Annotated in this window: 12 protein-coding genes; 3 read left to right on the top strand and 9 right to left on the bottom strand. The window is 75.9% G+C overall.

Annotation, left to right across the window (positions count from 1 at the left end; translation table 11 throughout):
• Window positions 1-70: 70 nt before the first annotated feature.
• Entirely contained in the window at window positions 71-1,381 is a 1,311-nt protein-coding gene (locus BMZ50_RS09280; RefSeq protein WP_143087130.1) for a hypothetical protein, read from the bottom strand.
• A 1,179-nt stretch (window positions 1,382-2,560) separates the two neighbouring features.
• Window positions 2,561-3,073 carry an SGNH/GDSL hydrolase family protein gene (locus tag BMZ50_RS09270; RefSeq protein ID WP_091323446.1) on the bottom strand — a complete coding sequence of 171 codons (513 nt, stop codon included), beginning with the start codon at window positions 3,071-3,073 and terminating at the stop codon, window positions 2,561-2,563.
• 564 nt (window positions 3,074-3,637) lie between these two features.
• Here BMZ50_RS09270 and BMZ50_RS09265 point away from each other — a divergent pair.
• Complete coding sequence (locus BMZ50_RS09265; RefSeq protein ID WP_091323444.1) at window positions 3,638-4,462, top strand: hypothetical protein; 825 nt, start codon at window positions 3,638-3,640, stop codon at window positions 4,460-4,462.
• A 3-nt stretch (window positions 4,463-4,465) separates the two neighbouring features.
• Here the strand turns inward: BMZ50_RS09265 and BMZ50_RS09260 are convergent, their stop codons facing one another.
• Window positions 4,466-4,777 carry a hypothetical protein gene (locus tag BMZ50_RS09260; RefSeq protein WP_091323441.1) on the bottom strand — a complete coding sequence of 104 codons (312 nt, stop codon included), beginning with the start codon at window positions 4,775-4,777 and terminating at the stop codon, window positions 4,466-4,468.
• A 264-nt stretch (window positions 4,778-5,041) separates the two neighbouring features.
• Here BMZ50_RS09260 and BMZ50_RS09255 point away from each other — a divergent pair, with 264 nt between their 5' ends.
• Entirely contained in the window at window positions 5,042-6,112 is a 1,071-nt protein-coding gene (locus BMZ50_RS09255) for a GNAT family N-acetyltransferase (protein WP_091323439.1), read from the top strand.
• A gap of 4 nt (window positions 6,113-6,116) precedes the next feature.
• On the top strand, window positions 6,117-6,776 hold the full coding sequence (locus BMZ50_RS09250) for a sugar transferase (protein WP_218146179.1): 660 nt from the start codon (window positions 6,117-6,119) through the stop codon (window positions 6,774-6,776).
• Here the strand turns inward: BMZ50_RS09250 and BMZ50_RS09245 are convergent.
• The 6 genes from BMZ50_RS09245 to BMZ50_RS09220 form a co-directional block, all read right to left on the bottom strand.
• The gene (locus tag BMZ50_RS09245) at window positions 6,773-7,825 is read right to left on the bottom strand and encodes a PHP domain-containing protein (protein ID WP_091323623.1); all 1,053 of its coding nucleotides are present in this window, start codon (window positions 7,823-7,825) and stop codon (window positions 6,773-6,775) included. The genes BMZ50_RS09250 and BMZ50_RS09245 overlap by 4 nt on opposite strands.
• Window positions 7,822-8,370, bottom strand: coding sequence for a DoxX family protein (locus BMZ50_RS09240; protein WP_091323438.1), 549 nt, complete (start codon window positions 8,368-8,370; stop codon window positions 7,822-7,824). Before BMZ50_RS09240 ends, BMZ50_RS09245 begins: the two co-directional genes overlap by 4 nt.
• 107 nt (window positions 8,371-8,477) lie before the next feature.
• A complete protein-coding gene (locus BMZ50_RS23685; protein ID WP_143087129.1) occupies window positions 8,478-8,963 on the bottom strand; it encodes a sugar transferase in 486 nt (161 codons plus the stop codon).
• Between the two features lie 131 nt (window positions 8,964-9,094).
• The gene (locus BMZ50_RS24145; protein WP_177212719.1) at window positions 9,095-9,775 is read right to left on the bottom strand and encodes a hypothetical protein; all 681 of its coding nucleotides are present in this window, start codon (window positions 9,773-9,775) and stop codon (window positions 9,095-9,097) included.
• 662 nt (window positions 9,776-10,437) lie between these two features.
• Complete coding sequence (locus BMZ50_RS09225) at window positions 10,438-11,874, bottom strand: bifunctional phosphatase PAP2/diacylglycerol kinase family protein (RefSeq protein WP_091323435.1); 1,437 nt, start codon at window positions 11,872-11,874, stop codon at window positions 10,438-10,440.
• A gap of 57 nt (window positions 11,875-11,931) precedes the next feature.
• The gene (locus tag BMZ50_RS09220; protein ID WP_091323433.1) at window positions 11,932-12,465 is read right to left on the bottom strand and encodes a CGNR zinc finger domain-containing protein; all 534 of its coding nucleotides are present in this window, start codon (window positions 12,463-12,465) and stop codon (window positions 11,932-11,934) included.
• Window positions 12,466-12,561 lie beyond the last annotated feature (96 nt).

The following is a 12,561-nucleotide window of genomic DNA, read 5'->3' as shown; positions in this document are numbered from 1 at the left end:
CCGTGAGGACTATCGGGGACGCGTCTCACCGAAGCAACGGAATGTCGACCATTGGGGTCATGCCACGCCGTCAACCGCCCTGCAAATTCGACAACAAGTCAGCTATCGATAACTCAGCGTAGTAATACTGGGCTGTGCTGCTGTCGCTCGCGAGCACGACCAGGGGAACGGCCGGGTCGACCATCGAACCGGTGGTCGTGGGGTCGTTGATGGTCGCGTTCTCCCAGGCCAGCAGGAGAGAGCCCCTTCCCGGAGCGAACCGCGGGTCATCGGCCGGGGCGACCTTGTAGTACAGCGCTCCTCCCGACTGCGGGGACGTCGCGATGAGGACGAGGTGCCGGCCATCGGCCGTGATGGCCAACTGGGCCCGCGTCATCTGACTGCCGACCGTCGCCGCCGGGCTGTGGCTCCAGACGCCGTCGGTGTCCCGGTGGAGCACCTCGATGAGGGTGCTCTCGAGCGGCTCCCCGTCATCGCCCAGGGAGGTCTTGACCGCGGCGTAGACGTCGCCGCTGGGCGCCACCGCGAAGTTGATGTGGCCGTCGGCGATGTTGATCCCCTGGCTCACCGCCAGCTGCTCGCTCCACAGGTCCGGCGGGTCGCCGTCCAGCCGGGAGGACCAGTAGAAGGCGTCCTCCACCTGGTTGGACCACAGCACGCCGATCCTGTCGCCGAACGCCGTGACGGCGGTCGCGTCGTCGTCCTGGACGTTCTCACCCCCCGGTGGGGTGACCGGTGCGCCCCAGGCGGTCCCGCCGGGCTCGCTGTGGGAGATGTTGACCCGTCCGGCGGTGATCCAGGTGGCCCACACGCGGTCCTGGGTGTCCACGGCGATGGTCAGCGATTGACCGCCGCCTGCGGCGATGCGCTCGGCTGTGGGGGAGTGGGGGACCCACGTGCGTCCCGGGCCGTAGCCGTACCGCTGCAGCAGGAGTTCCCCGGTCGAGGTGCGGGAGGCGATGTAGAGCGTCCGGCCGGTCCAGACCACATCCGCGCTGCTCTGGGCGCGGGCGTCCACGAACACGCCGGTGTCGGCCCAGGCGCCGTCCCGGAGTTCGAAGATGTGCACCTCTTCGGTGAACGGATCGATCAGGGGCGCCCACCAGGAGCCGTCGTGGTGCCAGAGCTTGCTCTGCGCCTTGTCCCGGGTGGCGGCGAAGCCGGGCTCGCCGTAGTTGAACGCCCGCGCGGCGACGACGTACGGCCCCAGCTCCTGCCGTCCGGTCGCGGCTGGATCACCGTCCCCCGACGGCAGCTCGGGAACGGCGACGGTGGCGATCCGATCGCGGTCGTCGCCGCGACCGAGCAGGACGGCGGCCACGAGGACACCGGCCATCACGGCCGCCAGGCCGGCGACGATCATGCGCCACTTCGAGCTCACGGTCGGATGCCTCTCGTCGGACGTCGTCAATTTCTGCGTTCAGCACCCCGGGTGGTCGTACACAGCCACGCTCCGGTGCCGGCCGGTCCGGAGATCCACCCGAACGGATGGCTCCTGCGCGCCGGATGTCGCTCGTCCGGGGCATCCGCGATCCCGCCCCCGGTGACCGGCCCGGCTCTCAGAGGGCGGGGTCCGGTGCGGGCGGGGGGCCGGGCTGCGGCTCCTCGGGCGCCGGCGTGGGGGTGGGATCGGGGGCCGGCTCCGGGCTGGGCGCCGGCTCCGGGCCGGGCTCGGGGCTGGGTTCCGGCTCGGGGCTGGGCTCGGGTGCGGGTGCGGGGATGGGGACCGGTGCCGGTCGCGGCGTCGGGTCGGGTTCCGGCTCGGGCGTCGGGTCGGGTGCCGGCGACGGGTCTGCCGGCGCCGGCGGCCGCGCGGCCGGGCCCGGCGGCGGAGGCGTGCTGGCGGGGGCTGCCGGTGGCCGCCCGGCCACCCGCTCCGCCGCCGTCGAAGGGGCCACCGGTACCCGCGGGACCGGAGCCGGAGCCGGGGACGTCGCGCTCGCGGGCGCAGGCGTCGGCAAGAGGCCCCCCGGCGGGGGTGCCGCGGGCGTGGAGCCCCACCCGGTCCTGATGCTGAAACCGGAGGACCCCGCGGGCGCGGGGTCGGACGTCGCCGGGCGGGGAACTACTCCCGCATGGGCCACCGCACCGGCCGTGCGGGCAGCGGACGGGCCGGGCGTGGCGGCCTCGGCGACACCGACGACGAGCAGGGCAGCCCCGGCGACGCCGAGGAGCGCCGACACGTCACGGCTGACGACAGGTGACCAGCGCGCCAGCCGGGGCAGGACCGTGCCGGCCGCGACGGCGAGCAGGACGGCCCCCGCGGCGGCCAGGAACCAGCCGATGCCGGCGGCGGCGGAGAGGGCGAGGGCCGCGGCTGCGACGAGGATCAGCGCCGCGCGAACCTCGGCCCCGCGCCGTCGGGATGCCCGGTTCCGCAGGCGTCTCCGGAGCGACAGACCCAGCTGCCGTCGTGCGTACGTCCGACCTGCCGACACCGGATCTCCTTCGTGACGCGTGACTCACCCGATCGGGCGTTACTGAGGGTGAGTGCGCCATTGGACCGGACGGCACGTGGCTGAGGCAACCTCCAGGCAGTGGGCGGGGCGATGCGGTGGCCTCACCGGTTGGCGCCGGATGCGGCGAGAGCGCGCACCAGGGCCTCCATGTGCGGTCTGACCAGCGCAGTCATCTGTTCGGGGCTCGGCTCTGCCGGCCAGTTCTCCGCCGTGGGGTCCACGTACGTAGCGCCCGCGTCGGCGATCGCACCTCGAAGCGAATCGATTACGCTCGGTGATGAAACCCGCGGGAAGGGGCCCAGGATGACCAGCCGTGCGTCCGGGGCGGTCTCCTCCACCGCCTGCATGGTGCGCCCCCACGCCGAGGTCAGATCGGCCGGGTCGGTGTCCGGGAGTCGGGTCTCCACGAGCACGACGAGCTGGGTGGAACCGGTGGCCTGCGCAGCGACGAGCTCGGCGAACGTCGGGGATCCGGTGAACCCGGCGCCCGGGGCCGGCGACGTGACGACGTCCACGGGGGCGCCGGCCGCGGTGAGCTCACCGGCGAGCCTGCTCGGCCACCAGTCGTCCGGCGATGACGTCAGCTCCTCGTCAGTGATGACGACGGTGCGCACGGCATCCTGCGGGAAGAGTGTCGAGGACCCGGGGGGCGCGCTCGGCCGCGCCCCGCTCGAGGTCTCCGCCCCGCTCGAGGTCTCCGCTCCGGGAGCGGGATCCACCGAACGGGCACCGGGTTCGGGCGCGGTTCCGCAGGACGCCACCGCCATGGCGGCGCCCACCAGGCCGGTGGCCAGAGCGGACCTCGTGCTGGCGCAGCGCCGTGCAGGGCCCCGGCCAGGAGCTGAACTCCCCGTCATGGGGCCATCCTGCCGTCGGCCCCCCTTCCGGTCGTCGATGCGAGGAGCCACGCAGCGAGAGCCATCCCGACGGCATCCATGCGTTCGGTGTAGTTCTCGCGGTGGTCCTCCCCGTGAACAGGACCGGTCGAGCGGCGGGCGTGCGAGTGTCGGGCCGCGGTCAAGGCTCCCGCCGCACGCCCGATGACCGCCGTCCGCGGACGCCGCCCAGGACCGTGGCCCTGGCGTCACTGACGCATCGTTCTCCCCCGGCTGCCCCACCCGCCCCCTTGGTGTGACCGGGTCGTCACGTTCCGGTGAGCCGCTGCCGATGATCCCGGCGTGTGGGCCTGGATCATCGGTGGACTGATCGTGTGGATGCTGGTCGCCCTGCTCGCGGCCGTCGTCATCGGCCGCGGCATCCGCATGGCCGATGAGCGGACGGCGGACACCGGGGTCGACCTGCTCCCCGCCGTCGCGCGCCCCCGTCGGCGCGGCGTCCCGCTCCCGCCGCTCGGCATCGGCCTGGCCGCCGCCGCCGTCGCCCTGGAGACGGTCGGCTACGTCGGCAGGCTCACCGGCTCGACGACCCGTGTCCTCTCGATGGACGCCCCCTACTCGCTGCCCCGCATGTTCGTGGCCGCCCTGTTCGCCGCCGCCGCGCTCGTCGCGCTCGCCGGGGCCGCCCGCATCCCTGGCCGCCGCACCTGGTGGCTGGCCGTCGGGGTGGTCGCGGCCGCCATCGCCCTGGTCAAGGCGGGCAGCACCGTGCACGCCACCGCGATGGACGAGCTCGCCGACGCCGTCGGCCCGGGCGGTGCGGTCGGCCTGAGCATGGTGCTCGCCGCCGCCGTCATCGCCGTCCTCGGCTTCCTCAGCCGCGCCGAGCGCCGCGACCGGCGCCGCGTGCTCGGCTGCTTCGCCGGCTACGCGGTGGCCGCCGTCGGCCTCTCCGCCGTCTCCGCCGTGCTCGACGGCCGATGGGGGATGGCCGCCACCTTCGTCGAGGAGTCCGGCGAGGCGCTGGCCGGCGTCGCCCTGCTCGTCGCCGTCCTCATCGGTGTCGCGCCGCGCCTGGTGCTGCCCGCCGACTGGGCGCTGCGCCGCGAGGCCGACGCGCACACCCTCGAGGTGCCCGACCGGCTGCCCGGCACCGCGCGCGGCTGACCCTCACGCGGCGGGCGCGCCGCCCCCGGGCGGCCGGCGCCGGCTCCGGCGGCTGAGGGCGGGCGAGGGCGCCGGTGCCCCGTGCACCCGGCGGGACCCCTCCCGGTGCACCGCGTGGGCGCCTCGACGCACGGCCGGGGGAGTCGGCCGGGACCGCCGCGGCAGGCCGGTCCCCTCGCGTGCCCGCCGCCCCGCCGGGTCCCGCGGCTCGTCGAGCTCGGCCCGATCGGCGGACTGCAGGCAGCGCCCGATCACGAGCGCGGCCGGGATCGAGAGCAGGACCCAGACGAGGGCCACGATCCAGACCCAGCTCATAGGGCCGTCCCTCAGGCATTTCCTGTGGGGCCCCCGACGGGAGCGAGCGCGCGGAGCCGAGGGCCTCGACTCCGCGCGCAGTCTCGCCCGCCCGCCCGTCGATGGGCAACGCGCAGGCGGCGGCGCAGGCCGACGCAATCGCCGTCACCCCGGAGGTCCGTTGCCGGAGGCAGGCGGGGCATCGCTGTCCGTCACTCCCGGGTGGCGCCCGGAGCCCGGTTCCGACCGTTCGGAAAACCGCGTCGTGCCGTTAGTCTCCGCTCGATGGGGACGGTCGAGCCGGCGAGCGGGGCACGCGAGCTCGTGCCCGCCGCGGGCATCCGGGTCGTGCCGGACGGCGAGTGGGACGCCCTCGTCGCCGGCCTCGGCGGGCTGGACAGCTACACCCGCCTGGCCTACCACCGCGTCTCCGCGCTGCTCGAGCCAGCCGGCACCCGCCCGGTCCTGCTGCACCACCCCGACGGGGAGGTCGCCCTCCCGCTGCTGCTGCGGCCGCTGCCCGACGGGAGCGGCTGGGACGCCACCAGCGCCTACGGGTACGGCGGCCCGGTGGCGGCGGCCGCCCGCGGGGCCCCGTCGTCGCGCGCCACGGCCTTCGGCGCGGCGCTCGACGGCTGGGCCCGGCGCAACGGCGTGGTGACGACGTTCCTCCGCCTGCACCCGCTCCTCGGCAACGCCCCGCACGTGCCGCCCACCGGCGAGCTGGTCGAGCTGGGCGCCACCGTCTCCTGGGACGTCGCGGCCGGGCGGGACCTCGTGGCCGCCCTGCACCCGCACCACCGCCGCGCCGCACGCAAGGCCGACCGCGCCGGGCTGGTGGTGGCCGTCGCCCCCGGGCCGGCGGCGCTGGCAGAATTCCGCGCGCTGTACGACACCACGATGCGCCGGCAGCAGGCCGACCCGTTCTTCTTCTTCCCGGACGCCTACTGGGACGCCCTGGCCGCCGACCGCGAGGCGCTGGGGCTGGTGCTCGTCGAGGGCCGGCTCGAGGGGGAGCTCGTCGCGGCCCTGCTGTGCTTCGCCGAGGGCCCCCGGCTGCACTACCACCTGGGTGCCTCGGCCGACGCAGCCCGGGCGGTCGGCGCCTCCAACCGCTGTTTCCTGGCGGCCGCGCAGTGGGCGCAGGCCCGCGGGATGACGCGGTTCCACCTCGGGGGCGGCGTCGGGGGCAGCGCCGAGTCGCCGCTGTTCGTGTTCAAGCACCGGTACGACCCCGCGGCCGCCCCCCTGCCCTTCCACGTCGCCAAGCTGGTGCACGACCCGGACCGCTACCGGAGCCTCGCCGGCACGGACTCCACGGCCGGCTTCTTCCCCCCGTGGCGCCGGGGGAGGTGAGCCGATGATGCGTCGTCGTCCCGCCCAGCGGGCGGTCAAGTGGGCCGCCGACCGGCTCCTCGCCGCCGCCCTCCTGGTCCTGCTCGCGCCCGTCTTCGCGGCGCTCTCCCTCTGGATCCTGCTCGACGCCGGCCGGCCGGTGCTGTTCGTGCAGCAGCGCGTCGGCCGGGGCGGGCGCGAGTTCCCGATGCTGAAGTTCCGCACGATGGTCAACGACGCCGTGCGGGTCGGCCGGGAGCTCGGGGTGACCGAGGACCCCCACGGCGTGGTGCGCGACGACCCGCGGATCACCCGGAGCGGCCGCTTCCTGCGCCGCACGAGCCTCGACGAGCTGCCCCAGCTGGTCAACGTGCTCCTCGGCCAGATGAGCCTGGTCGGCCCGCGCCCGGACATCCCCGAGCAGGTCGCCCACTACTCCGCGCAGGACCGCCGCCGGCTGGAGGTGCTGCCCGGCCTCACCGGGTACTCGCAGGTGCACGGCCGCGACGAGATCGGGTGGCCCGAGCGCATCGCGCAGGACATCCGCTACATCGACAGCTGGAGCCTCGCCCTCGACGTCCGGCTCCTCGTGCAGACGGTGAACCAGTTCCGCCGCGACGAACCCGACCCGGTGCTCGACACGCACAACATCGCGCGGGCGCAGCGGTCCGGCGACGCCGGTTAGCCCCGGCTCCACTCCAGCAGCTCGTCGGCCGGCCGGGTGTTGACGACCCGCTCGACCGGCACCCCGGTCTCCACCGCGCGCTCACAGCCGTTGCCCTGCCAGTCCAGCTGACCCGGGGCGTGCGCGTCGGTGTCGATCGCGAACGCACACCCCAGCTCGACCGCCAGGCGCAGCAGCCGCAGCGGCGGGTCGAGCCGCTCCGGGCGGGAGTTGATCTCCACCGCGGTGCCGTGCTCCACGCAGGCGGTGAACACCGCCTCGGCGTCGAAGGCGCTCTCGGGGCGGGGCCGCTGGCGCCGGCCCTCCCGTTGCTCGCGCGGGATGAGCAGCCGGCCGGTGCAGTGCCCGAGGACGTCGGTGTGCGGGTTGGCGACGGCGGCGAGCATCCGCTCGGTCATGGCCGCGGCGTCGGCGCGCAGGTCGGAGTGCACGCTGGCGACCACGACGTCGAGCCGGCCGAGCAGCTCGTCGGTCTGGTCCAGGCTGCCGTCGACGTTGATGTCGCACTCGATGCCGGTGAGGATCCGGAACGGCGCGAGCTCCTCGTTCAGCTCGGCGACGACGTCCAGCTGGCGCTCCAGCCGCTCGGCGGAGAGGCCGTTGGCCACCGTCAGCCGGGGGGAGTGGTCGGTCAGCGCCAGGTACTCGTGGCCCAGCCCGATCGCCGCCTCGGCCATCTCCCGGATCGGGCTGCCGCCGTCGGACCAGTCCGAGTGCGCGTGCAGGTCCCCCCGCAGCGCGGCGCGGAACTCGGCGACGTCGTCGGCCAGCGGCACCAGCTCGCCGTGGGCCTCCTCGAGCCGGGCCAGGTACTCGGGCACCTCGCCGGCGTGCGCCTGCACGATCGCCGCGCCCGTCTTCGGGCCGATGCCGCGCAGGTCGGTGAGGGTCTTCGTGCGGATCCGGCGGTCCAGCTCGTCATCGTCGAGCAGGTCGACGACGGCCGCGGCGGTGCGGAACGCCGCGACGCGGTGCGTGGGCTCGCGGGCGCGCTCCAGGAGGAAGGCGATCCTCCGGAGCGCGGCCGCGGGCGGGAGGGGTGCGCTCAGCGGGAGACCTTCTTGAGCCGCTTCTCCGCCTTCTTCTGCGCCTTCGCCGCGCGCTTCTGCGCCTTCTCGACCTCCCGCTCGGTGGCCTCGGCGGCCCTGTGCGCCGCGCTGCGGGCCCGGTAGCCGACCGACGGGCGGCCCTCGGTGTCGACCGCGGCGATCAGCAGGCCGCCCAGCAGGCCGAGGTTCTTGAGGAAGTGCACGAGCTGCCCGGACTTCTGCTGCGGGTCGTCGTACTCCCAGAAGCGGTGCCCGGCCAGCGTCGTCGGCACGATGCTGGCGGCCAGCACGAGCGCGGAGAGCCGGGGCAGCTTGCCCAGCGCGAACAGCGTGCCGGCGCCGATCTTCACCGCGGCATCGATCTTGACCCACTGCTCGACGTCCCGGGGCACTTGGACGGGCAGCTGCTTGTCGGCCCGCTCGGCGATCGTGTCGACGACGGGCCGTGCCCCTTCGACCCGCGGCTGCGGGTTGCGCAGGGTGTCGATGCCGCCCCAGACGAACGTGGCAGCGAGCAGGGGCCGGGCGATCCGGCGGACCAGCATGTCGGGAACCTCTTTCGTCGCGAACTGCAGTCGGAACTACCGATGCCCCCGACGGCGCCGGGAACACCCCAGTCGGACCGTAGTGAGATCGCCGGTGTTCCGCCCGGTCAACGCCCACGGTGCGACGGGCGGGCCGCCACGACGTCGAGCAGCCCGGGCAGCCCGTCGAGCGCGTACCGGCGCAGCACGCGGCCCAGCGGGGTGAGGTCGCCGGTCCCGCCGCGCGTGCACCGGAACGCCAGCGCCGACACCGTGCGGCCGTCACGTCTTCGGCGCTCGCGGCGCAGCAGGACCGGCCCCCGGCTGGTGAGCTTCACCGCCGCGGCCACCGCGAGCAGCACCGGCGCGAGCAGCAGGACGCCGAGCGCCGCCAGCACCTGCTGCGCCGACCGGGCGGCCAGCGCGCCGAGGACGGCGGCGCCCAGCACGGCGGTGCCGTCGAGCCCGGCGTGCCGGGCGACCAGCCCGGCGCAGGCGGGCACGAGGACGAGGACGAGTGCGCGGACGACCGGAGGGCGGCCCGCCCCGGCCGGGGTCGGGCGCGGGACGACCGGGTGGGTGAGTGCTCTGTGCAGGTGCGAGTGGTGCCTCATCTGTCTGTCCTGGGGTGAGTGCGCACGGACGGCGCACGAAGCGGGAGGGGGCGCGGGGCCCGGATGGCAACCGGCCGCAGCCCTGCCGGAGGAGGCGGTTCCGGCGCGCGGCCGGAACGGGGTGCCCTCGCTCAGTCGGGGCGGTCTCCCGGCGCGTCGGCGCCGGCGATCACGCGGGCGGCGAGGTCGGTGGTCATCCGCACCCAGGCGCGGGCCAGCGTCGCGGTCTGCGCGGTGGCGAGCACGGCGTCCCCGTGCGGGCCGGGGTCGTCGTTGCCCCCCGGGGCCCCGCTCGGGCAGGCGGTGGCCCCGGCCGCGGGTCCGGGTGCCGGTGGAGCGGCCGGCACGGGGTGCGGTGCGCTCGGCCCGAACGGAGCCGGCGGGACCGGTTCCGGGCCGGGGAGCAGCGGCGGGGTGTCCGGTGCAGGTTGCGCAGCCGGACCGGTTCCGGCCCCCGGGCCGGTGCTGCCCCGGGCGACCGCGTCTCCCGGGGCCGGCGTCTCGGCCGGGACGCAGGTCGGCTGGGCGGGTGCGGGTGCGGGTGCGGGTGCGGGTGCGGGTGCGGCGGGTTCGGCCGGCGGCGGAGCGACCTCGGCCGCGGGCGCTGCGGCGACGGTGGGTGCGGTGGCGGGGGGCTCGGGGGCAGCGGGTTCGGTGGCGGGGGGCTCGGTGGTGACGGGCTCCGTGGTGACGGGCTGCACCGCCTCCACCGCCTCCTCCGGTTCGGGCGGGACCGGCGTCCCCTCGTCGGGGACCGGCGTCCCCACGTCGGCGACCGGGGGGACCGGCGCGGCGCCGTCCGGAGGCAGCACCGGATCGACCGGGGGAGGCGCGCTCTCGGGCAGGGGAACCGTCTCCGGCGGGGCGCTCGTCTCCGGCGGCGGCGCGGGGCTGGTCGGGGCCTCGCCGGGCGCCTCGGGAGCCGGGGGCCCGGGCGGCGTGCCCTCCCACGGCGGTGAGGCGCCCTCCTGGTCCGGCAAGCCCCGCCCCGGGTACGCGCCGTCCGCCGGACCGCCCTCCGGGGGCTCCGGCGGAGGCCAGGCGGTCTCGGAGGGTGCGGACCCCACCGGCCACGGCGCCGGGGTGCTGTCGGCCCGGGCGGTCCCGCCGAGGACGGCCAGCAGGGTCCACAGGCCGGCCAGGAAGAGGAGGGCGACGAGCGACCGCCGGCACCACGACCGGGAGCCGGGCGGCTCGGTGCGGGTAGCACTCGGCGCGACCGACGATGCACCGTCGGCTTCGCGCCCCCGCGTGCCGCCCACCTGGGACCTCGCTCCCTGCCGCCGCCCCGGGGCCACCGGCCGGTGCGGTGGAGCGCCGCTTGCTCCACCGGAACCGGACCATCCGGGTCGGGACGCCGGGACGGCAACCGGTGCGTTCGTGAGCACGGCGACTACCGGCCCGGTCTGACGCAGCGTGACCGCGCGCGTCGCCAGCGTCCCCGCCCGAGCCGTCGTGGCCACCAGGGCCGTGCTCAGTCCTCCCGGCAGGCGTAGACGGTCAGCCGGGCCCGCTTGCGGAACAGGAACTCGGTCGCGGGCTGGCCGGTCTCGCCGTCGTAGGCCACCTCCTGCGGGCCCGAGCGGGACGTGATCTGCACCTGCTCCGCCTGGAACTCGGCGTAACCGGAGATGCGGTCGCTGATGCCCAGCAGCGAGCCGAGCACCGCGCGGGTGCGGCTGAAGCGGACGTCGGCCCGCAGGTACTGGACGTCGAGCCGCCCGTCCTCCAGCCGTGGCCGCCAGGCGGGGGCGAGCCCGCGCGGGGTGTAGGTGCAGTTGCCGATGAAGAGGATCCACACCCGCACCGGCCGGCCGTCGAGCAGCAGCGAGACCGGCGTCCCCTCCCGCAGGGTCCGTGCGGCGGCCACCGTCATCGCCGCCCACTTGCCCATGCGGCCGGCCAGCGCGTCGCGGCGGCGGACCATCTCCGGGTAGCTGCCGATGCTCGCGGTGTTGAGGAACGGCGTCCCGTTGACCTCGGCGACGTCCACCTCCACCGCGGCGCCCGCGGTCACCGCGTCCGCGGCGTGCTCGAGGGTGTCGACGCCGACGTCGCGGGCGAAGTGGTTGAGCGTGCCCGCCGGCAGCACCGCCAGCGGCAGCCCGTGCTCGAGCGCGACCGCGGCGGCGGCCGCCACGCTGCCGTCGCCGCCGGCCACCCCGAGCGCCTTCGCCCTGCCCGACCGCGCCGCGTCGTCCAGCAGCTCGCCCACCCCCGCCTCCGGCGTGGTCGCCCGGACCTCGGCGCGGGGGAGCAGCCGGGCGATGTCCTCGACCGGGTCGTAGTCGTCGGGGCCCGAGCGCGGGTTGACCGCGACGACCAGCCCCTCGCCCTGGGGCAGGGCCGGCGCCGTCTGCGCCGTCCGCACCCGGGCGGGGGTCGAGGGCCGCACCCGCCACCCGAGCCGGCTGCCGGCCGCGACCGCCGCACCGACGGCGAGGCCGGCGAGGACGTCGCCGGGGTAGTGCACGCCGACGTGCACCCGGGAGTAGCCGACCGCGAGGGCCACCGGCGCCAGTGCCGCCCCCGCCGGGGTGCTCTCCAGCGCGACGCCGGTGACGAACGCCCCGGCCGAGGCGGAGTGCCCGCTGGGGAACGAGTGCGTCTTCAGCGGGCGGCGCGGCCGGCGGTGGGCGGAGTGGGAGCCGAGGTCGGGCCGCCGCCGGCCGAACAGCCGCTTGAGGACGGTGTTGACCAGGGCGCTGGACACCGCCAGCGAGCCGAGCCCGCGCACGGCGGCGCGCCGGGGGGCGCCCCTGCGGGAGCCGAGCAGCGCACCGATGACGAACCAGAGCGTGCCGTGGTCGGCGAAGGCCGACAGCCGGCGCAGCCAGCGGTCGGCGGGGGAGGTCGGCAGGCCGCCGACGAAGGAGTGCAGCCGGGCGTCCCAGTGCCGGGCGCTGCGCATGCTGCCGGACGCTAGCGGAGTGGATTCGTCCGCGTCACGCGGACGAATCCACTCCGCTCAGGCCTTCTGGCGGGCGCGGTAGGCGGCGACGGTCGAGCGGCTGGCGCAGGTGTTCGAGCAGTACCGGCGGCTGGCGTTGCGGGAGGTGTCGACGTAGACGTTGGCGCACCCCTCGGCCGTGCAGACGCCGAGCCGCTGCCAGCCGTGCTGCGCGACCACCTGCGACAGGCCCATCGCGACCGTCGTCGTCAGCTGCTCGAGCACCGAGGCCTCGGGCCGGGCGTAGTGCAGGTGCAGGTCGCCGTCGTGGTCGGTGGCGTACGGCTGCGGGTGGGCCAGCGCCAGCAGCGCGTTGAGCCGCTCGATGACCTCGGCCTGCGCGCCGGCGAGGGCCACCGCGCGCACCAGGTCGGCGGTCTCGGCGGCCTGGGCGGTCTCGGCGGCGGAGAGCGTGAAGGCAGTGGTCGGGTCGAACCACTCCGCGTGCGCCTGCAGGAACGCCGCGGCCCAGTGCGGGTCGTCGGCGCGGTCGGCGTTGGCCAGGTCGATGGCCAGCTCGACCGCGTTCGACCCGTAGGTGTCGTAGTTCATGAAATCCCCTACTGCTGTGCGATCGTTGGTCACTCGTAGGTGGCGAAAGTCATTTGACTCCCTACGGGCCCGATCCCTAGTCTGTAGGTGGTCAAC

The sequence above is a fragment of the Geodermatophilus ruber genome, from assembly GCF_900114385.1.
Taxonomy (GTDB): Bacteria; Actinomycetota; Actinomycetes; order Mycobacteriales; family Geodermatophilaceae; genus Geodermatophilus; species Geodermatophilus ruber.
This window is presented reverse-complemented; position numbering and strand designations above follow the sequence as displayed.

Coding starts and splice junctions, on each gene's coding strand:
- BMZ50_RS09260 (WP_091323441.1), bottom strand. CDS start 4,777: ATGAGCTGGGTCTGGATCGTGGCCCTCGTCTGGGTCCTGCTCTCGATC.
- BMZ50_RS09255 (WP_091323439.1), top strand. CDS start 5,042: ATGGGGACGGTCGAGCCGGCGAGCGGGGCACGCGAGCTCGTGCCCGCC.
- BMZ50_RS09250 (WP_218146179.1), top strand. CDS start 6,117: ATGATGCGTCGTCGTCCCGCCCAGCGGGCGGTCAAGTGGGCCGCCGAC.
- BMZ50_RS09240 (WP_091323438.1), bottom strand. CDS start 8,370: ATGCTGGTCCGCCGGATCGCCCGGCCCCTGCTCGCTGCCACGTTCGTC.
- BMZ50_RS23685 (WP_143087129.1), bottom strand. CDS start 8,963: ATGAGGCACCACTCGCACCTGCACAGAGCACTCACCCACCCGGTCGTC.
- BMZ50_RS09225 (WP_091323435.1), bottom strand. CDS start 11,874: ATGCGCAGCGCCCGGCACTGGGACGCCCGGCTGCACTCCTTCGTCGGC.
- BMZ50_RS09220 (WP_091323433.1), bottom strand. CDS start 12,465: ATGAACTACGACACCTACGGGTCGAACGCGGTCGAGCTGGCCATCGAC.